Genomic DNA, 20294 nt, shown 5'->3' with positions numbered 1-20294 from the left:
CTTGCCGCTGTTTTACATATCATGTCCGCTATTGTGTTTTTGGCGAGAATGCTTACGGTTCTTTACTTTATGAGATCCGCTTAGCGGTTCGGGCTGTCCAGAATTGCTTTTTGGCGCATTTCTTCTGATGTCTTTGCTGCTGTTTTTGTTCATAGTTAAACCCTCCCTTTCATTTATTAGGGTGGGATAGTGACAGGGGATTTATCCGATGAAAAATTCCCCTTTCTAAAAATAGGTTTAGCAAAAACAGGAAATGGGAACAGAAAAAAAGCGCCATATATAATGACGCCTTCTCGTTAGATTTCATGGAGTTAAACGATTTTGCTTTTCTAACTAGTGATTAGTATATCCAATAAGAGAATGTTTTATTGATTTTTTTTGCGTTTTTTATTATTTTGTTTCTGTTGTTCGGTTAATGGTTCATTTGAAAATTCTTCATTATAACCCGCTCCTTTTCCTTGAGCGCTAGCCGCGTTAGCTCCAGGAATGACGTGGTTTGACTTGCGTTTAGCCATGTTGAATCACCTCCGTTTCTAGCATGCGTAAAAATCAATGAAATATGAATTATTAGAAAAATAAAAGGCAGATGGAAAAAGGTTATAAGTGAAACTTATGTTAATTAATAACATTCTTTTTATTTACTTATGTATAATATTATATTAAGATAGATGGTGAAGGGAATAGAGGATGGGGTAAGTAAATCCTTTATACATAGAATTTTAAGGGGGTAAAAGCAATGACTAAAAAAGACGTTTTTAACGCTCGTTCGTCATTCGATCTTAATGGCAGCACATATAATTATTACCGCTTACAAGCTTTAGAGGAAGCAGGTTTAGGTAACGTATCTAAGCTGCCGTATTCAATTAAAGTATTATTAGAATCTGTTCTTCGTCAGGTAGATGGCCGTGTTATTACAAAAGAACACGTCGAAAACCTTGCAAAATGGGGAACAAAAGATATCAAAGATATCGATGTTCCTTTCAAACCATCTCGTGTTATTCTTCAAGATTTCACTGGAGTTCCAGCGGTTGTAGACTTAGCGTCACTTCGTAAAGCAATGGCTGATTTAGGAGGAGATCCTGACAAAATCAATCCAGAAATTCCAGTAGACCTCGTTGTCGACCACTCCGTACAAGTTGATAAAGCAGGTACAGCTGACTCATTACGAATTAATATGGACCTTGAGTTTCAACGTAATACAGAGCGCTATAATTTCTTAAGCTGGGCTCAAAAATCATTTAATAACTATCGTGCAGTTCCGCCAGCTACTGGTATCGTGCATCAAGTAAATTTAGAATATTTAGCAAACGTTGTTCATGCTGTTGAAGAAGATGGCGAATTCGTAGCTTTCCCTGATTCTCTAGTAGGTACTGACTCTCATACAACGATGATTAATGGTATCGGTGTTTTAGGATGGGGTGTTGGCGGTATTGAAGCGGAAGCAGGCATGCTTGGTCAACCTTCTTATTTCCCAGTTCCTGAAGTAATCGGTGTTAAACTTGTTGGTGAATTACCAAACGGTACTACAGCTACAGACTTAGCGTTAAAAGTTACGCAAGTGCTTCGTCAAAAAGGAGTAGTCGGAAAATTCGTTGAATTCTTCGGTCCTGGCGTAGCAGAACTTCCATTAGCTGACCGTGCAACAATTGCTAATATGGCTCCTGAATACGGTGCAACATGCGGGTTCTTCCCAGTTGACGCAGAGGCATTAGCATACATGCGTTTAACAGGAAGAGATGAAAAAGACATTCAGGTTGTCGAACAATATACAAAAGCAAACGGTTTATTCTTTACACCAGAAAATGAAGATCCAATTTTCACTGATGTTGTTGAGATTAATCTTGCTGAGATTGAAGCAAATCTTTCAGGTCCAAAGCGTCCGCAAGATTTAATTCCACTTTCTCAAATGCAAACAGAATTCAAGAAAGCTTTAACAGCTCCTGTTAGCAATCAAAGCTTCGGACTTGATGCTAAAGACGTGGATAAAGAAGTTACGTTTAAGCTTGCAGACGGTTCAGAAACAACAATGAAAACAGGTGCCATCGCTATTGCGGCTATCACAAGCTGTACGAACACATCAAATCCTTACGTATTGGTAGCAGCTGGTTTAGTTGCGAAAAAAGCGGTAGAAAAAGGATTGGATGTTCCAGCTTACGTGAAAACTTCTTTAGCACCAGGTTCAAAAGTAGTAACGGCTTACCTTCAAAATTCAGGATTGCTTCCATACTTAGATAAAATCGGCTTTAACATCGTAGGCTATGGCTGTACGACTTGTATCGGTAACTCTGGTCCACTTGAAGCTGAAATTGAAGCAGCGATTGCAGACAGCGACTTGCTTGTAACGTCTGTTCTTTCAGGAAACCGTAACTTTGAAGGACGTATTCACCAATTAGTAAAGGGTAACTACCTTGCTTCTCCACCGCTTGTTGTAGCATATGCACTGGCTGGAACGGTAGATGTAGATTTACAAAAAGATCCAATCGGCATTGATACAGACGGCAATGAAGTATTCTTTAGCGACATCTGGCCTTCTCAAGATGAAATTAAAGAAGTTGTTAGCCGTACCGTAACGCCTGAATTATTCCGTAACGAGTATGAGCGTGTATTCGATGACAATGAGCGCTGGAATGAAATTAAAACGAGCGAAGATGCTCTTTATACGTGGGAGAATGATTCAACATACATTCAAAATCCACCGTTCTTTGAAGGCTTATCAGAAGAGCCAGGTGAAGTAGAACCGTTAAATGATCTTCGCGTAGTAGCGAAATTTGGTGACTCAGTGACAACGGATCACATTTCACCAGCGGGTTCAATTGCAAAAACATCACCTGCAGGTCTTTACCTTCAAGAAAACGGTGTAGAACCAAAAGACTTTAACTCATACGGTTCTCGTCGTGGTAACCATGAAGTGATGATGCGCGGTACGTTTGCAAACATCCGCATTAAAAACCAAGTAGCTCCTGGTACAGAAGGCGGCTGGACAACGTACTGGCCAACAAATGACGTAATGAGCATTTATGATGCTTGTATGAAATACAAAGAGCAAGGTACAGGTCTTGTTGTACTTGCAGGTAAAGATTACGGCATGGGAAGTTCTCGTGACTGGGCAGCAAAAGGCACAAATCTTTTAGGTATTAAAACAGTAATCGCTGAAAGCTTTGAGCGTATTCACCGTTCAAACCTAGTATTAATGGGTGTTTTACCTCTTCAATTTAAAGATGGTGAAAGCGCGGATACATTAGGTTTAACTGGAAAAGAAACAATTGCAGTAGCAGTTGATGAAACAGTAAAACCACGTGATCTTGTAAAAGTAACAGCAACTGATGAAGCTGGAAACAAAAAAGAATTTGAAGTACTGGTTCGTTTCGATAGTGAAGTTGAAATTGATTACTATCGTCACGGTGGTATCCTTCAAATGGTGCTTCGTGATAAATTACAGTCTAAAACACATGCGTAAGGTATAAAGAAAAAGAGCGGTTCTCGTGAGCCGCTCTTTTTTTATGCAAACGCACCGTTTTCGACAAAAAGTGAGAGGGAAATATGCTATATTATAAAAGAAAATGCCCGATAAAAGGATTATTTTAGTAGATATTGCACATATCTATTAGTACATAGATTATCACTTTTTAGAAGAAATAAAGGAGCCGATCATATGGTTAAAAAAATAATTGCGGTCTTGCTTCTAGTAGGCTTTCTTAGCTACGCACTTTGGGAAGGGCTTTCTCCAAATGAAGCATCCGATAATTCTAACTTAAGCGAATACAAGGATTTAAATATTAAAAAAGGCGATAGTGCTCGTCAGGCTTCTGGTCAAGCTTATGGGTTAGAACCAAAAGATACAGCACCTCCGTTTACACTTTCAGATACGAACGGAAAAACTGTTCAATTATCGGACTTTAAAGGAAAAAAAGTTATTTTAAATTTTTGGGCCACATGGTGTCCGCCGTGTCAAAAAGAAATGCCCGATATGCAAGCATTTTATAAGAAATATGGAAACGACGTACAGCTGCTTGCGGTTAATTTAACTTCATCAGAAGGTAGTAAACAGGCAGTATCTAAGTTTCTGAGAGAAAAACAGTTTACGTTTCATGTATTATTGGACGACCAAGATACTGTGGGAAGTAAAAAATACCGGGTGTCCACCATTCCGACATCTTACTTTATAGATGAAGAAGGGAAAATTGTTCAGCGAGTGAATGGTCCAATGACGCTTAAACAAATGGAAAACTTTGCTCAACAAGCAGCGAATTAACTTCGCTGCTTGTTTTATTAAAAATGAAACTTATTTACTTTACCATCGTATATATAGATAAGTCAGTAAATATGTCAAACTTTCTTACAACTTTTCAAAAAGTATGTTTACTTATCTGACAAATTGGTTACAATATAGATAGTTATATGATATCAGTTTCTTTTGATTTTTCAGATTTTTCATAAAAATTACATAAAGTAGGTGTTGGAATCATGAGAAAATTACGCAAACGTTCATTTGAAGAGTTAGTGCAAGAAAATAAAACGCAGCTGTTAAAAGATCAGTCAGAAATTGAACGCATTGAATTGGAAATTGAAAAGCGGTTAGAAGATCGTATGCTTGAAAGAGCTGAATAACTTTAAAGTAAGTTGGTTAGAGTAACGGTGAGGAGGGGATAAGCATGGGAAATCCTAAAAAACAAAGCAAAAGTTTTGTTCCGAATCACATCGGCACTCAACCGAGAGAAGCTGGTGGAAATAACGGAAAACAAATGCAAGATACATCCGGCAAGCATCCTCAAGTTATTCAAACCAAAGGTGAATGAATAAAAAGTCGCTGAATTCAGCGACTTTTTATTATTTGAATTCTACTGTGAATAAATAAACGTAAGGGTTGCTCGAAATAAGCTGTTTAACAACTTCTCCGTCATCGGTTGAAAGCGGAGCAACTCGTATGCCACTGCCATCGTCACCAAATAAAGCAGAAACTGGATATGGTTTATTCATTTTCACTTTTTGTTTTTTCTCTAATCCAGTAAAGGAATAGCCGTTCATTTTCTTTGGCTTTTCCGCTTCTATCCCTAGGTTTGTATCGTTGCTTCCCACATTAAACATTACTTTGTGAGTATCATCATCGATTTTATATGTAATAGCAAACATGTCAAATTCTTTTGAAACAGTCAACCCTCCTGAGAATAAAGGTTGTTTGGCTTTTCCCTTTTCATAATAAGTAGCTTTTACATAAGCTTCTTTTGCTCCATTAGGAGCTTTAACATCGTATGCCATGATATTGCTTTTGTAGTCTAAGTTTGTCACGGCTAACATTTTTTCTTCATGTTTTGAGTAATGGTGAGGCTTGATAGAGGCACTTATTGTCAATTTTGATGCCAATGAAGTTTGCGACATAAAAAATACGGCAAGCACTGCAATAAAGATGACGCTTAGTAATGTTATCATTCGTTTGGTCATAGCGATTCCCCCTTTGTATGTATATATTACCATATTATGTATGTTTTATATATACATTTTAACTTAATTATAATTATATTATGTAAACTAAAATCATTTTTTTCCACTTATAGAGATGAACAAATCCGGCATACTACAATTGTAACAAAGTTATTTTGAGGAGGAAGATACAATGGCATGGAATAAACCGAATCCAGACGATCGCAGTGATAACGTTGAAAAATTACAAACAATGGTACAAAATACAATGAAAAACATTGAAGAAGCAGAAGAAGCTGCTGCATGCAGCACTGAAGAAGAACGTCAGCGCATTCAGCAAAAAAATCACAATCGCGAAGTAAGCATTGAAGCAATGCGCAGCGAAATAAAAGATGAATCAGAAGCTCGTCAAAATGGTTACGAAGGTACGATTTAATAAGTAAAACAGCGACAATAAGCAGCTAAAAATAAACGGTTTTAGCTGCTTTCTTTCTATATTTTTTTAGTAAGGTGAATAATAATATAAACTAGCGAAGAGGTTTATGTAGGTGAAAAAGAAAATAGTAAGAATTTTGGTCAGTTTACTTGTCGTTTTGATTATTGTGGGCTCTTATCACACGCATAAGCCCTTGCCAAAAGGAGTTTCATACGAAAGTAGGCCTCACAAAGTAGAAGATGTATTTCTTTTATCGGACCTAACGTATCAAGACCAGCAGACGTCGGTTTCCGAACAACATATTTTTCAAGCAGTTACGAATGCGATTGATGACGCAAAAGCTTTTATTATTATGGATATGTTTCTATTTAATGGCTACTATAACCAAGGTGAAACGTTTCCTCACCTTAGTGATACGCTTGCAAGTAAGCTGATTGAAAAGAAACGAAAACATCCTACTATCGAAATCGTCTTTATTACAGATGAAATCAATACAACCTACGGCTCACATGATTCAAAGTGGTTAGATTCACTGCGGCTAAACGGAATCAAAGTGGTGCAAACCAATTTATCTAAGCTCAGAGACTCCATTCCACTATATTCTTCAGTGTGGAGAACTTTTGTTCAGTGGTTTGGTGAAAAAGGAACTAGATGGATCACGAATCCTTTCGGAAATAATGCGCCTAACGTGACGGCCCGTGCTTATTTTAAGTTGTTAAATGTAAAAGCTAATCACAGAAAAGTAGTAGCAACCGATCAAAGCGTTATTATCTCCTCTGCCAATCCTCATGATGCAAGCTTTTATAATTCCAACATGGCCTTTGAAGTAAAAGGGAATATCATTGGAGATGTTGTAAAAAGCGAACAAGCCGTGTCTGATTTTTCTTACGGAGGAGATTTACCTCGGTATAAGAAGAAAGAAAAAGAAAAGGGAGACCTCTATGTTCAGCTGTTAACAGAAGGCAAAATCTATAAGCACGTATTAAATGATTTACGTCATGCTAAAAAAGGCGACGATGTGTGGATTGGCATGTTTTATCTTGGAGATCGAGACGTAATAAAGGCGCTTTTGAAAGCTTCCGAACAAGGGGCAAACGTACGATTAATTTTAGACCCTAATGAAAATGCGTTCGGAAGAAAAAAGTTCGGACTGCCTAACCGTCCAGTCGCAGCAGAACTTGTGAAAAAATCTAAAGGCGATATTAAAGTTCGCTGGTATCATACGGGAAAAGAGCAGTATCATCCTAAAACTTTATTTATTCGAAACAAAAGAAAGGCAATGATTATTGCAGGAGCAGCAAATTTCACAAAACGAAATTTGGATGATTTGAACTTAGAAACGGATATTAAAGTATCAGGACCTCCTAACAAAAAGGTTATGACGGAACTAAACGCTTATTTTGACCGCCTATGGACAAATAAAGACTACACATACACACTTCCTTATAAAAGGTATGAAAATAAGATGACGAGGCTGGAAACACTGATATATCGTATTCAAGATGCGCTTAGTCTTACAACATATTGAGTAATAACCAAACTAGTAGGAGTATATTCTCCTTATATGGTAAGATAAAACAGGAACAGTGCAAGAGGAGGTAGAATCATGCTAGTATCGAAGAAAGAAATCGAAGTGCGCTATGCAGAAACCGATCAGATGGGCGTTGTGTATCATGCTAACTATTTAGTATGGATGGAAATAGGCCGAACACAGTTTATCAGTGATTTAGGTTTTAGCTATGCACAAATGGAAAGAGACGGTGTGCTGTCGCCAGTTATTGATATACAGGCATCATATAAAAAGCCGCTTCATTATGGCGAGACAGCTGTGGTACATACTTGGGTTGAGAACTATGACGGTCTACGCGTTGTGTACGGATACGAAATTTTTAATTCAAATGAAGAACTTGCGTTAACAGGAACATCGTCACACGTATGTGTAAAAAAAGAAAACTTTAAGCCTATTTCGATTCGCCGTAATTATCCGGAATGGCATAAAGCCTATGAAGACGCCAAAAAGCAGGGTCAAGCGTAAGAATAAAAAGCATCGATAAATCGATGCTTTTTTTCTTACGCTTCGTAATGAAAGTCAGGTTCTTTTGTTTCTTCATTATAATTTACGGTCAAATCATGACCATCAAAGTACCAAAGGTCTTCATCTTCTACGAAAAATGTTAAACCGTCAACTTTTGTTTCAACGCCAACGTTTTTAGGAGAATCTGTGTTTACACCTAAAGAAAAACCTTTTTGAACGTTGCTGCATCCGCCGTAGCGAACAAAAAAGCGAATTGTTTCGTTTCCTTCTAGCATCATTTCGTCTTTGTACCACGTAGCTGCTGCTTCTGTTACTGTTAATTTCATTAATTATGCTCCTTCCAATACTGCGGATACATTTATTATAGTAGAAAGATAGATAAATTACCAATATATACGAATCCAGCTAGGAAGGAATAAGATAAAATAAAATAAAACGATTTAATATAGAGGCGAATGCTTCATTTCTATATTAAATCGTTTCATTCTTTCATTTAAAATCATATTGTTTTCCAATGGTTTCCCAGCAGTGAACGCAGTAGCGGCTTCCTTCTAGCTGTGAATCCATTTTCTTATTACGTTTGCAAATGGGACATTTTTTCTTCACATTATTCACCTCCTTATTTTAGTATCAGTATAACTAATAAACAAGAAATGTATTCGCTTACAAAGTGGTTATAAAAAAAGAAATAAGAGGATCTTCCTCTTATTTCTTTTTACCTGATAAAAATGTGACTTTCGGTTCTGTTTTGTTAAGAATTCGCGTAATGTTTGCGCGGTGTCTGTAAATGACAAAGGCTACAATTACACCAATAATCATAATAAGCATGTAGTCTTGTTTAAATAGCGTGTAGATAAAGGTTAATACCCCAGTAACCATTGATGACAGTGATACATACTTCGTTATGTATAAGCAGATAAAAAAACATAATAGCACGAAAACAAATAAAAGAGGTTCATAACATAAAATCACTCCGGCGGATGTGGCAACAGCTTTCCCGCCTTTAAATTTTGCGAAAATAGGAAAAATATGACCAATGACAGCAAATAAACCAATGAAGAGAATGTTTTGATTTGTATCAAATAAAAGCGGTAAAGAAGCTGCTAGGGTGCCTTTTAGAATGTCTCCAAGCGTAACGATAATTCCGGCTTTTACACCCAATGTACGAAATGAGTTGGTGCCGCCTAAATTGCCACTTCCATGCTCTCGTATATCGATGCCGTATCCTAGTTTTCCAACAACTAGTCCAAAAGGAATAGAGCCCAAGATATAGGCAAGAATAGGTAATAAATAATTCATGTTTGAAAGCTCCTTTATTTCTATATCGTTTCTATTTTACCATGAGATACTTAAAAAAACATAGTTAGTTTTGGGTGAGAGCCAATTATTTTTAAAAAAGAAGACGTTTACAAAAATAGAGAAAACGGGTACTATATGCAGGAAATCAACTGTAAATCGCGAATGTTGTTCAGTACATATTATATAGCTAAGAGAGGTAATAGACATGTCCATTAAAATTCCTTCCCGTCAAGAGCTTGGCAAAATATTGAAAAAAAGCAAGCGCATTGCTGTAGTAGGTTTATCAGATAATCCTCATCGAACGTCTTATATGGTTTCAGAAGCCATGCAGCAGCAAGGTTACGAGATAATTCCGGTGAACCCAACAATCAACTCAGCGCTCGGCGTAAAAGCCGTATCTTCATTAAAAGAAATTGAAGGGCATATTGATATCGTTAATGTATTTCGTCGCTCTGAGCATTTGCTTGAAGTTGCAGAAGAGTTTTTAAAAGTAGATGCAGACGTATTTTGGGCACAATCTGGTTTAATTAATGAAGAAGCATATGACCTGCTCGCTAAAAAAGGGTATACTGTAGTTATGGATCGTTGTATAAAAGTCGAGCATGCTTTAACAAAGTAAGATCTATAAGCAGAACAACCAACCCATGCACACTGCTTGCATGGGTTTCACCATGCGTTGAAATAGTAAGAGAGTTTCCGCTACAATAGACGTTAGACAGCTAGCTTTATAAGGCTTATAATCCATGAATACACAAGATATTGCTTTTATAATACGGAAATTTGTGCTAAAATCTTGTAAGTACGCAAAAATAGAAACATACGTTCTGTTGATGCGAACACTATAAAATTAAAAGATAGGATACATGATCATTTATTCTTAGACACGAAGCGCAAACGTTTGTGTTTCATACATAATGTAGTAATGTTCGTTGTGATGAAAGGGGTAGTATGAATGGCTCGGAAACAACAATTTAATTATAATGAAGATGCAATTCAAGTACTAGAAGGATTAGATGCCGTTCGTAAACGTCCTGGTATGTATATTGGAAGTACGGATACACGAGGTCTGCATCATTTAGTATATGAAATCGTCGACAACTCTGTCGATGAAGCTCTAGCAGGCTACGGAGAAGAAATTATTGTAACCATTCACAAAGATAATTCAATTTCTGTACAAGATAAAGGTCGAGGTATGCCAACGGGCATGCATAAACTAGGAAAACCAACGCCTGAAGTTATTTTAACCATCTTGCATGCAGGAGGTAAATTCGGACAGGGTGGATATAAAACAAGCGGAGGCTTACACGGAGTAGGTGCATCTGTTGTAAATGCGCTGTCTGAATGGTTGACTGTAACTATTCATAGAGATGGATTTATTTATGAACAGCGTTTTGAAAATGGAGGAAAGCCGGTTACGACGCTAGAAAAAATAGGGAAAACAAAAAAAACGGGAACAACGATTCATTTCAAACCGGATGCCACGATTTTTTCAACAACCGTGTACAATTATGATACGCTTTGTGAACGGCTCCGCGAATCGGCTTTTCTGTTAAAAGGATTCAAAATAGAGTTAATCGATAAAAGGCATGATCGTCAAGATATCTTTCATTATGAAACAGGTATTCAAGCCTTCGTTTCATATTTAAATGAAGAAAAAGATTCACTTCATCCAGTCGTCTTTTTTGAAGGGATTCATCATAATATTGAAGTTGAATTTGCATTTCAATTTAACGATGGTTATTCTGAAACCATTTTATCATTTGTTAATAATGTTCGTACCAAAGACGGGGGAACGCATGAGTCCGGTGCAAAAAGCGCTATGACGCGTGCGTTTAATGAATACGCCCGTAAAGTAAGCCTGCTAAAAGAAAAAGACAAAAACTTAGAAGGAACGGATATACGAGAAGGATTAGGAGCCATCGTTTCCGTTAGAATACCTGAAGAGTTGCTTCAGTTTGAAGGACAAACCAAAGGAAAGTTAGGTACAAGTGAAGCTCGTTCGTCGGTAGATGCAGTTATTTCTGAAAAACTTGCCTATTTCCTAGAAGAAAATCCAGACGTAAGCTCTCTTCTTGTAAAAAAAGCAATCAAAGCTGCTCAAGCGCGTGAAGCGGCACGTAAGGCGAGAGAAGACGCAAGAAACGGAAAAAAACGAAAGCGTCAAGAAACTGTTCTAAGCGGGAAGTTAACGCCTGCGCAATCAAGAAATCCTCAGCGAAACGAACTGTACCTAGTCGAAGGGGATTCCGCCGGAGGTTCAGCAAAACAAGGAAGGGATCGCCGCTTTCAAGCTGTGCTGCCGCTGCGAGGGAAAGTTATCAATACCGAAAAAGCCAAACTTCAAGATATTTTTAAAAACGAAGAAATTAGTACGATCATTCACGCGATAGGCGGAGGAGTAGGCGCAGATTTTACAATCGATGATATTAACTACGATAAAATAGTCATCATGACCGATGCGGATACGGATGGGGCTCATATTCAAGTGCTTCTTCTAACGTTTTTCTACCGCTATATGAAACCGCTTGTGGAAGCAGGAAAAGTGTTTATTGCTCTTCCACCGCTCTACAAAGTAAGTAAAGGGTCAGGTAAAAAAGAAGTGGTTGAATATTCATGGAGTGACGAAGAGTTGCAAGGTGCTATCGATAAGGTAGGAAGAGGGTATATGATTCAACGCTATAAAGGTCTCGGTGAAATGAACGCAGATCAGCTTTGGGAAACAACAATGAACCCAGAGACGCGTACGCTGATTCGTGTTCGTATTGATGATGCTGCTCGCGCTGATCGTCGTGTGACCACTTTGATGGGCGATAAAGTAGAACCACGCAGAAAATGGATTGAAAGCAACGTAGCGTTTGGATTAGAAGAAGATCCAAATATTTTAGATAATGAAAATGTATTAACGGTCGCAGAGGAGGACGTACAATGACACAAACAGAACGCTTTTTAGATTTACCTCTTGAGGATGTACTAGGCGACCGTTTTGGTCGATACAGTAAATATATTATTCAAGAGCGTGCACTGCCGGATGCAAGAGACGGGTTAAAACCCGTTCAGCGTCGTATTTTATATGCAATGCACGTAGATGGAAATACAGCAGAAAAAGGGTTTCGTAAGTCAGCCAAAACTGTAGGGAACGTAATTGGTAACTATCACCCTCATGGTGATTCATCTGTATATGATGCCATGGTTCGAATGAGTCAAGAATGGAAAGTTAGAAATGTATTAATCGAAATGCACGGAAACAACGGAAGTATTGATGGAGATCCCCCAGCAGCAATGCGTTATACAGAAGCTCGCCTTTCATCGATTGCTGCAGAACTTCTACGAGATATTGACAAACAAACGGTTGAGTTTGTGTCTAACTTCGATGATACAAGCAGCGAACCAACTGTGTTACCAGCTATGTTTCCTAACTTGCTAGTGAATGGATCCACGGGTATTTCAGCTGGTTATGCTACAGAACTTCCTCCTCATCATTTAGGTGAAGTAATTGACGCAACGATCATGCGAATTGATAAACCAGCGTGTACAATTGAAGAATTAATGACGGCTATCCAAGGTCCTGATTTTCCTACAGGGGGAATCATTCAAGGTGTAGACGGGATTAAGAAAGCCTACGAGACAGGTAAAGGGAAAATTATTATTCGCGGAAAAACGGAAGTGGAGTCCATTCGCGGCGGAAAACAGCAAATTGTCATTACGGAAATTCCGTTTGAAGTAAACAAAGCCAACCTTGTGAAGAAAATGGATGAGCTTCGTTTAGATAAAAAAGTGGAAGGTATTGCTGAAGTTCGCGATGAAACGGATCGTACGGGTCTGCGCATCGTAGTAGAATTAAAAAAAGACGCAAATGCTCAAGGAGTACTTCACTTCCTTTATAAAAATACGGATCTGCAAGTACCGTATAATTTTAACATGGTTGCCATTGCTAAAAAGCGACCAAAGCTTATGAGTTTGGCTAACATTCTTGATGCTTATATTGATCATCAAAAAGAAGTAGTAACAAATCGTTCTAAATACGAACTGCAAAAAGCACGTGAACGTGAACATATTGTAGCGGGATTGATTAAGGCACTGTCGATTTTAGATGAAGTTATTGCGACGATTAGAGCTTCTAAAGATAAGCGCGACGCTAAAAATAATTTAATTGGCAAATATGAATTTACAGAACCTCAAGCAGAAGCGATTGTGTCGCTTCAATTATACCGTTTGACAAACACGGACATTACAGCTCTACAAGCGGAAGCTGAAGAGCTAGGTGCTAAAATTAACGAGTTAGAAGAAATCTTACATAGCGAGAAAAAACTTTTTAATGTAATCAAAAAAGAATTACGCCGTGTAAAAAAGCAATACAGTACAGAACGCCGCTCAAAAATTGAAGCGGAAATCGAAGAGATTAAAATTAATCTAGAAGTGATGGTTCCATCTGAAGAAGTGATGGTAACAGTCACAAAAGACGGATATGTAAAACGAACAAGTCTTCGTTCTTACGCCGCGTCTAACGGGCAAGACTTCGGTATGAAAGATACGGACCGAATTTTAGCGAAGTATGAAATTAATACAACCGAAACGCTGCTCATCTTCACAAACAAAGGGAATTATTTATATATGCCAGTGCACGAACTTCCTGATATCAGGTGGAAAGACATGGGTCAGCATATCATGAACATTGTTCCAATTGATAAAGAAGAGCAGATTGTACGAGCGATACCGGTAAAAGAATTTAAAGAAAATCAGTATCTGCTTTTCTTTACGAAAAATGGTATGGTCAAAAAATCAGAATTACTTCAATATAAAGCACAGCGCTACTCCAAAGCTCTTGTCGCCGTTAATTTAAAAGGCGATGATGAAGTAGTGGACGTATATCAAACGGATGGTAAAAAACAAGTGTTTATTGCCACTCGCTCTGGCTACGGACTGCGTTTCCGGGAAGAAGAAATTAATATTGTAGGAACTCGCGCTTCTGGTGTAAAAGGAATTAACTTAAAAGACGATGATTATGTTGTAAGCGGCGTTATCTTCGATGAAGATGAAGCTCTATCAACTGAATTATTTATCGCCACGCAGCGAGGAGCTGTGAAAAAGACAAAAATTGCTGAGTTTGAAGAATCAGCACGAGCAAAACGAGGGCTAGTGATGGTCCGAGAACTAAAATCTAATCCGCATCAAATTGCAAAAGTAAAAGTAATCTCTAAAGAGCATTACATGATAGTGGAATCATCTAAAGGTCAAATCGAGCAGGTTGATCCATCTACAATGCGAGCTAGTGACCGATACAGCAACGGTTCATTCGTATTGGACCAAAGCGAAGCTGGCAATTTAGTTGATATGTGGCTGGAAGAAAAATAACAAAAAAGTAGTAAAGTTTTTAAAGCTTTACTACTTTTTTTTACCCAATATTTTTAAATTAAACTATGTTCTAAATAAACAATATAAAATGATTTTCCTACTCCTCATTCCAAATAAACATCATGCATCTCCTACACAAGCCTCTAAGAAACTTTTGAATGTTCAAATTGTCCAAAACATATATATATAAGAACATCTAGGAGGTGTTATATATGAACTATTTTATTCACGTAACTCCTAAGACTAAACTTTTTGTTCGGGATATTGGAAAAGGGGAACCCGTTCTTTTCCTTCACGGGTGGCCTGTTAACGCTAAAATGTACGAATACCAATTTACAACGCTGCCGGCCTGCGGTATTCGGTGTATTGCTCCTGATCTTCGGGGATTTGGAAAATCAGATACGCCTTTCACCGGCTATTCTTACAATCAATTAGCGGATGATATTCGTATGTTAGTAGAAAAATTAGGACTTAAAAATTATACGCTAGTAGGCTTTTCTATGGGGGGAGCCATTGCCATTCGATATATGAGTAGACACTTAGGATATGGCGTGAAGAAGTTAATTTTATTAGGGGCAGCGGCTCCAAGCTTTATTCAAAAAACTGATTTTCCATACGGACTTCCTTCTGAAGAAGTAAATACAATTATTCAAAATACGTATAGAGATCGTCCTAACATGCTTGAAGACTTTGGGAAAAAATTTTTTAATCAGCCTGTCAGCGCAGCTTTTAGAGGATGGTTTCAAGATTTAGGTTTAGAGGCATCTGGCCATGGAACGATTAAAACTGCGGTGTCTTTACGAGACGAAGACTTACGGGAAGATTTGAGTCAAATTTTCGCTGAGACATATATATTACACGGAAAAAAAGATCAAATTTGTCCATTTGATCTTGCAAAAGTAATGAATCGCCACATTTCATTTTCTACACTGATCCCATTTGAAAATAGTGGACACGGTCTTTTTTATGATGAACGTGAGAAAGTAAATGACACCCTTATTGAACTCATCAATAAAAGCTCAGCCGATAAGTAAGGATACACATTTAAAACCGAATTGGCAGCCAAATAAAAAAAGTAAAAAACCAGCACCTAACGTAATGAGGCGAAAAAGCTTAGGCGTGATAAATTTTCTTGTAAAATGAATGCTGCTCGCAATATTTAAATTCCAAAGAATGATGCCAAAAATAATAAAGAAGCTATGAAAAAAGACGGATAGCCACGTTTGACTTTGAAGGCTTTCGCTTAAGCTTGATCCAAATACACCAAACCAAAACACAATATTTAAAGGGTTCATAAGAGCAATAAAAAAACCTGTAAAAAACGACTTATCTTTTTTAGCAGAAGGGTTATTTACATCTACTGAAAAGGAACGAGAGACAGCTTGTTTCATACTTTGAAAGCCAACAAATGTGAGCATGACAAAACCCGTTGCATACAGGACAACCGTAACAGCCTGCATCTGAACAAAAGGGGTTAACCCTATTAAAATGAGAAGCATAAATAAGATATCGGCTGTCATTCCTCCTAAACCAACTAGCCAAGAAGCCCAAAATCCTTTTGTCAGACCTCTTTTAATCATCTCTATATTAATTGGACCTACCGGTGCTGCGAGACTAATACCTAGAATTATTTGTTTTATAGCAATCAAAAACCACTCCACAAACACAGCCTCCTTTCTAACTTGTCCAATAGTAGCTTATATATATATAGATTAGAATTTTATAATTTAGAAGCGAGATTTAGTTAAAAATACTCATAAACTTTCTTTTTTTTAATACACATGTAACGTTGAGTTCCATAAGGAGGGTTTTAATGGCATCAAAAATGCTTTTTCGAGCTAATGAGATTTTAGAGTCAACGCATGTCCCGTTCTGGGGGAAAGATGCTTTTCAATATTTCCAAAGCGATATATTATCAGAAGAAAATCCATTTCCCTGTATATTAGGGGTAGAAGGCTTTAAAAAAGATTTACTGCGTTTTTCATTTGTGACGACTCCTTATAACTATCAAGATATTAAACATGCAGCGGCGGCACTTAGAGAATACATAGATACATTTAAGACCATAGGTCGCTATACATCCTTTGTGTTATTCTTTAAGCCTGAACATAAAGAACGGTCAATGGAAGAGTACGAAACGATGTTCTGGGATACGCTGACGTTTCTTCATCAAATTGATCAAAAGAAATGGCCGCAAGATATTCCGAAAGACCCAAAAGATGCATTATGGGAATTTTGTTTTCACGGAGAACCTATTTTTGTCGTCTGTAATACGCCTGCTCATTCTCTACGTAAAAGCCGTAAGAGCAGAGGATTTATGATTACATTTCAGCCGCGGTGGGTGTTTGAAGGTATGACAGGAGATTCAAAAATAGGGAAGCATGTACAAAAAGTCGTCCGCGATCGGTTAAAAACATATGATGACGTATCAGCTCACCCTGAGTTAGGCTGGTATGGACAGCAGGAAAACAGAGAGTGGAAGCAATATTTTTTACACGATGATAATAACCATACTACCGGACAGTGTCCATTTAAATTAAAAAGGAGTGAGCAGCATGGACGTAAAAAAAGCCTCTATTAAAAAAGGAGTTGGCGGAAAGTTTGAAGAAGTAATTAAAGAGCTGCTTCCGGCGTATACTGGATACGTTGAAGTACAGCACGATATTGCTTTTCAAACACATCCGTCTCATACGCATCCAACTGATGAAATTCTTCATATCCTTGAAGGATCTATTTACTTTACAGTTGAACGTGATACGGTTCTATGTCAGGCCGGAGATCGGATACATTTACCGAAACAAACGGTTCATTCTTCAAAAGCCGGTCCTGATGGATGCACATACGTTATTTCCATTTTAAAATAAAGACGAAAGAAGATGATGCTTATGCTACGTTCCCGGCCAGTGTTGCTACTTATCGATGTACAAGAAGGGTTTTATTCACCCCAGTGGGGAGAAAGAAACAATTTAGATGCAGAAAAGAATATGCTGACGCTACTGCAAGCATGGAGGCGCCAAGACTATCCTGTCATTCACGTGCAGCATGCATCAGAAAATCCAGACTCTCCTTTACATCCAAGTTCAAAGGGGTTTCAGTTCAAAGAAGGATTTGGTCCACAAGAAGACGAATACTTAATTCGCAAGCACGTGAACAGCTGTTTCATTGGAACAGAGCTAGATAGCTATTTAAAAGCAAATGGCTATGATACGCTTATCTTAATAGGACTAACTACTAATCACTGCGTCTCTACGACTGCGCGCATGGCTGGAAATCTAGGGTATAGGACGTATGTTGTGAACGATGCAACGGCCTGTTTTGATTGTATGTCCTACGATGGAAAAACCAGACTTCTTGCAGAAGATGTACATACATTCGCACTGTCTTCCTTGCACGGAGAGTTTGCAACGGTCGTTTCTACAAAAGAGACTCTTCAAGTCCTTCAAACCTTTCAATATGCCCAAAACCAATAACCGATGTGCATACGCACATCGGTTTTTTATGTAGATTATGTTTCTTAAAAGAAGTAAAATAAAGATAATTCTATACTATAAGGAGTTTGTACATATGATCATTCGTTATGCTAAAGAAGAAGATTTACCTATGCTTGTTGAAATTTATAATCAGTCCGTTCAAACAAGTGCTGCTACTTTTGACTTAACGCCTGTAACAGTAGAACAAAGAAGGGGCTGGTTTAATAATCATATTAGCAATGAACTTTTTCCACTTATTGTCGCGGAAAAAGATGGAGTAGTAGCGGGCTATGCTTCGCTTTCCTCGTATCGAGATAAAGAAGCGTACATTCAAACAGTAGAGCTATCGATTTATATTGATAAAAATCAACAAGGGCATGGTATTGGGAAACAGCTTATGAAGCGCATTTTGGAATTAGCTAAAGAGCTCGACCATCACGTTGTCATTTCAGGAATTACAAAAGGGAATGATATCAGTATCAAAATGCATGAGCAATTTAATTTTACATTTTGCGGAGAGTTTAAAGAAGTGGGCTGGAAATTTGATCAGTGGCAAGATGTACTTTTTTATCAGCTTATTTTATAAGATGTATGACACCTTTACACATTGTAACGTTTTAGTTTCATGTGTAAAGGTTATTAAAATAATAAGTTGTTTTATTATTTTAATACGAAAGGTGTTAGCTATCATGAGTACACATTTTCAATATCAACATCTAAGAGCTGTGCCGAAAAGATGGTCCCAAAAAGAACTGCATATCCAGCTGAATAGAATCAAACACAATTCTGAACTATCTACTATAGCAGCAGATCCGCTTTTTCATCTGTTAGAATGTACCCGTTCAGGCCTTCAAACTAAACAAGAAATCATAGACTACATCCAAACCATTCCTAATCACCAACTTCCATCTTTTGCAACTCATTTAAGCAGGTTAATTCAGCGTATTTATTATATCGAAGCTGCTGATTACTATAACCGTCCCCTCAAAGGTTATATGCTTGTTATGAAAAACCAACCCGCTTATATATCTCTTCATTTTGCCGATCAGCTCATATAAAAAAAGCTCTCTATTCAAAAGGGGACTGACCCCTGTTTTTGAGACAGGGATCAAAACACCTTTTAAACGACCAGTTGCCGATATTGTACCGGTGACTGGTTGTTTAGTTTTGTTTGAATACGGGCATTGTTATAATAAGTAATATAGTTTTTGACGGTTTGCTCTACGATGGTGGTCGTAGTATATGTCAACTCGTCAAGGTAGAACGTTTCAGACTTTAGCGAGGAATGAAACGATTCGATAGAGGCATTATCTGCGGGAGTCCCTTTGCGGGACATACTCATGGTAATGCCTCTTTCTTTGATTTTTTGTTGATAAGCATACGATGTGTACACGGAACCTTGATCGCTATGCAGCGTGCATCCTTCAGGCAAAGAAGGAAGTTGACTTAACGTATCTAAAACAAACGCTACGTTTTGACAATCACCAATGGAATACGCAATGATTTCTCCGTTAAATAAATCCTGAATACTTGAAAGATACAACTGTTTGGGTCCAAAAGGCAAGTAGGTAATATCCGTCACTAGTTTTTGAAGAGGACGATCAGCTCGAAATTCACGATTTAATACATTCTCTGCAACCTGATAAGGTTGCCCTGTTCGCTGACGTTTCTTCCGTTTTACGCGACATTGCCAACCATACTTCTGCATGGCACGCTGCACAAACTTATGATTAATCTTCATCGTTCGATTGAGTAATGCTGTAATCTTTCGATAGCCATATCGAAACTTGTGTTTATGACATTGTTCACCAACTTGTTGTTCCATCCATTTCTTTAATGTATCCCGTTTTGTATGTTGCTTCCAACGATAGTAAGTGGATCGAGGGATATTAAGATGTAAACAGATTTGATAAATAGGCACCTGACCTTTTAGCTCTTCCACTGTGTTTACTACAATTTCTGGTACCACTTCCTTTCCAATTCCTTGTACTTTTTTAAGATCTCAATCTGTTGCTTTAACTGCCGGTTCTCTGCCTCTAACTTAGACGTCTCGCTTTTAAATTCAGGACCTTTTCCATATGAATACTGCTTGCCTACAGGCTGTCCAAATCGATGCATTTCTCCATTTTTATACCATGTCATCCACGTTTTCAATTGGGTATGATTACGAATATTCAGCTGTGACAATACTTCTTTTACAGGTATACCAGCTAATCTCATTTCAATCGCTTTTAATTTTATTTCTACCGGATAACTGACTCTTGTCCCCATAGAAAAAACACCT

The 20294-nt window shown here is 37.8% G+C and carries 23 protein-coding genes; 16 read left to right on the top strand and 7 right to left on the bottom strand.

Annotated elements, in window-relative coordinates:
• Nucleotides 1–12 precede the first annotated feature (12 nt).
• Nucleotides 13–153 (bottom strand): small acid-soluble spore protein P, encoded by a 141-nt coding sequence (locus tag NST66_RS11835; RefSeq protein ID WP_013057256.1) that lies wholly within the window; start codon nucleotides 151–153, stop codon nucleotides 13–15.
• Nucleotides 154–365: 212 nt separating this feature from the next.
• Nucleotides 366–515 (bottom strand): small acid-soluble spore protein O, encoded by a 150-nt coding sequence (sspO, locus tag NST66_RS11830; protein ID WP_013083371.1) that lies wholly within the window; start codon nucleotides 513–515, stop codon nucleotides 366–368.
• A 221-nt stretch (nucleotides 516–736) separates the two neighbouring features.
• Between sspO and acnA the strand changes: the two genes are divergently transcribed.
• From acnA to NST66_RS11810, 4 genes are all read left to right on the top strand, one after another.
• A complete protein-coding gene (acnA, locus tag NST66_RS11825) occupies nucleotides 737–3457 on the top strand; it encodes an aconitate hydratase AcnA (protein WP_033579123.1) in 2721 nt (906 codons plus the stop codon).
• Nucleotides 3458–3652: 195 nt separating this feature from the next.
• On the top strand, nucleotides 3653–4252 hold the full coding sequence (locus tag NST66_RS11820; RefSeq protein WP_049164862.1) for a TlpA disulfide reductase family protein: 600 nt from the start codon (nucleotides 3653–3655) through the stop codon (nucleotides 4250–4252).
• A 212-nt stretch (nucleotides 4253–4464) separates the two neighbouring features.
• Nucleotides 4465–4608: an FbpB family small basic protein gene (locus NST66_RS11815; protein ID WP_014459884.1), complete on the top strand. Its 144-nt coding sequence runs from the start codon at nucleotides 4465–4467 to the stop codon at nucleotides 4606–4608.
• A 44-nt stretch (nucleotides 4609–4652) separates the two neighbouring features.
• Nucleotides 4653–4796, top strand: a complete 144-nt coding sequence (locus tag NST66_RS11810; RefSeq protein ID WP_014459885.1) for an acid-soluble spore protein N — start codon at nucleotides 4653–4655, stop codon at nucleotides 4794–4796.
• A gap of 31 nt (nucleotides 4797–4827) precedes the next feature.
• Here the strand turns inward: NST66_RS11810 and NST66_RS11805 are convergent, their stop codons facing one another.
• Entirely contained in the window at nucleotides 4828–5439 is a 612-nt protein-coding gene (locus NST66_RS11805) for a hypothetical protein (RefSeq protein WP_340843382.1), read from the bottom strand.
• A 172-nt stretch (nucleotides 5440–5611) separates the two neighbouring features.
• Between NST66_RS11805 and tlp the strand changes: the two genes are divergently transcribed.
• The 3 genes from tlp to NST66_RS11790 all read left to right on the top strand — a co-directional run bounded on the left by tlp (nucleotide 5612) and on the right by NST66_RS11790 (nucleotide 7889).
• Nucleotides 5612–5854, top strand: a complete 243-nt coding sequence (tlp, locus tag NST66_RS11800; RefSeq protein WP_013057249.1) for a small acid-soluble spore protein Tlp — start codon at nucleotides 5612–5614, stop codon at nucleotides 5852–5854.
• A gap of 112 nt (nucleotides 5855–5966) precedes the next feature.
• A complete protein-coding gene (locus NST66_RS11795) occupies nucleotides 5967–7382 on the top strand; it encodes a phospholipase D family protein (RefSeq protein WP_340843381.1) in 1416 nt (471 codons plus the stop codon).
• Nucleotides 7383–7460: 78 nt separating this feature from the next.
• Nucleotides 7461–7889: an acyl-CoA thioesterase gene (locus NST66_RS11790; protein WP_049164856.1), complete on the top strand. Its 429-nt coding sequence runs from the start codon at nucleotides 7461–7463 to the stop codon at nucleotides 7887–7889.
• Nucleotides 7890–7924: 35 nt separating this feature from the next.
• Here NST66_RS11790 and NST66_RS11785 read toward each other — a convergent pair whose 3' ends face one another.
• Together NST66_RS11785 and plsY are read right to left on the bottom strand one after the other, a co-directional pair.
• A complete protein-coding gene (locus tag NST66_RS11785; protein ID WP_013057245.1) occupies nucleotides 7925–8215 on the bottom strand; it encodes a HesB/YadR/YfhF family protein in 291 nt (96 codons plus the stop codon).
• A gap of 379 nt (nucleotides 8216–8594) precedes the next feature.
• Entirely contained in the window at nucleotides 8595–9188 is a 594-nt protein-coding gene (plsY, locus tag NST66_RS11780; protein WP_014459891.1) for a glycerol-3-phosphate 1-O-acyltransferase PlsY, read from the bottom strand.
• 205 nt (nucleotides 9189–9393) lie between these two features.
• Here plsY and NST66_RS11775 point away from each other — a divergent pair, with 205 nt between their 5' ends.
• The 4 genes from NST66_RS11775 (at nucleotide 9394) to NST66_RS11760 (ending at nucleotide 15574) form a co-directional block, all read left to right on the top strand.
• The gene (locus NST66_RS11775; RefSeq protein WP_048019240.1) at nucleotides 9394–9807 is read left to right on the top strand and encodes a CoA-binding protein; all 414 of its coding nucleotides are present in this window, start codon (nucleotides 9394–9396) and stop codon (nucleotides 9805–9807) included.
• A 333-nt stretch (nucleotides 9808–10140) separates the two neighbouring features.
• Nucleotides 10141–12117: a DNA topoisomerase IV subunit B gene (gene parE, locus NST66_RS11770; RefSeq protein WP_028413163.1), complete on the top strand. Its 1977-nt coding sequence runs from the start codon at nucleotides 10141–10143 to the stop codon at nucleotides 12115–12117.
• Nucleotides 12114–14540 carry a DNA topoisomerase IV subunit A gene (gene parC, locus NST66_RS11765; protein ID WP_154991266.1) on the top strand — a complete coding sequence of 809 codons (2427 nt, stop codon included), beginning with the start codon at nucleotides 12114–12116 and terminating at the stop codon, nucleotides 14538–14540. Before parE ends, parC begins: the two co-directional genes overlap by 4 nt.
• A gap of 212 nt (nucleotides 14541–14752) precedes the next feature.
• Nucleotides 14753–15574: an alpha/beta fold hydrolase gene (locus NST66_RS11760; protein WP_048019242.1), complete on the top strand. Its 822-nt coding sequence runs from the start codon at nucleotides 14753–14755 to the stop codon at nucleotides 15572–15574.
• Here NST66_RS11760 and NST66_RS11755 read toward each other — a convergent pair.
• The gene (locus NST66_RS11755; protein WP_033579115.1) at nucleotides 15560–16201 is read right to left on the bottom strand and encodes a LysE family transporter; all 642 of its coding nucleotides are present in this window, start codon (nucleotides 16199–16201) and stop codon (nucleotides 15560–15562) included. The genes NST66_RS11760 and NST66_RS11755 overlap by 15 nt on opposite strands.
• A gap of 152 nt (nucleotides 16202–16353) precedes the next feature.
• Between NST66_RS11755 and NST66_RS11750 the strand changes: the two genes are divergently transcribed.
• The 5 genes from NST66_RS11750 to NST66_RS11730 all read left to right on the top strand — a co-directional run bounded on the left by NST66_RS11750 (nucleotide 16354) and on the right by NST66_RS11730 (nucleotide 19068).
• Nucleotides 16354–17121 carry a YqcI/YcgG family protein gene (locus tag NST66_RS11750; protein WP_033579114.1) on the top strand — a complete coding sequence of 256 codons (768 nt, stop codon included), beginning with the start codon at nucleotides 16354–16356 and terminating at the stop codon, nucleotides 17119–17121.
• Nucleotides 17096–17404, top strand: coding sequence for a cupin domain-containing protein (locus NST66_RS11745; protein ID WP_013057236.1), 309 nt, complete (start codon nucleotides 17096–17098; stop codon nucleotides 17402–17404). The genes NST66_RS11750 and NST66_RS11745 overlap by 26 nt, the downstream gene beginning before the upstream one ends.
• A gap of 21 nt (nucleotides 17405–17425) precedes the next feature.
• Nucleotides 17426–18010 carry a cysteine hydrolase family protein gene (locus NST66_RS11740; RefSeq protein WP_033579113.1) on the top strand — a complete coding sequence of 195 codons (585 nt, stop codon included), beginning with the start codon at nucleotides 17426–17428 and terminating at the stop codon, nucleotides 18008–18010.
• A gap of 94 nt (nucleotides 18011–18104) precedes the next feature.
• Nucleotides 18105–18596: a GNAT family N-acetyltransferase gene (locus NST66_RS11735; RefSeq protein ID WP_033579112.1), complete on the top strand. Its 492-nt coding sequence runs from the start codon at nucleotides 18105–18107 to the stop codon at nucleotides 18594–18596.
• 103 nt (nucleotides 18597–18699) lie between these two features.
• Nucleotides 18700–19068 carry a hypothetical protein gene (locus NST66_RS11730; RefSeq protein WP_033579111.1) on the top strand — a complete coding sequence of 123 codons (369 nt, stop codon included), beginning with the start codon at nucleotides 18700–18702 and terminating at the stop codon, nucleotides 19066–19068.
• A 62-nt stretch (nucleotides 19069–19130) separates the two neighbouring features.
• Here the strand turns inward: NST66_RS11730 and NST66_RS11725 are convergent.
• A protein-coding gene (locus NST66_RS11725; protein WP_310878861.1) for an IS3 family transposase occupies nucleotides 19131–20281 on the bottom strand; the annotation gives its coding sequence in 2 pieces (ribosomal slippage) (nucleotides 19131–20011 and nucleotides 20011–20281; 1152 coding nt in all).
• Between the last annotated feature and the right edge of the window lie 13 nt (nucleotides 20282–20294).

Origin of the sequence: Priestia sp. FSL W8-0524 (assembly GCF_038005965.1) — a bacterium.
GTDB lineage: Bacteria > Bacillota > Bacilli > Bacillales > Bacillaceae_H > Priestia > Priestia zanthoxyli.
The sequence above is the reverse complement of the archived record's forward strand: the minus strand, read 5'-3'. Positions and strand labels throughout refer to the sequence as shown.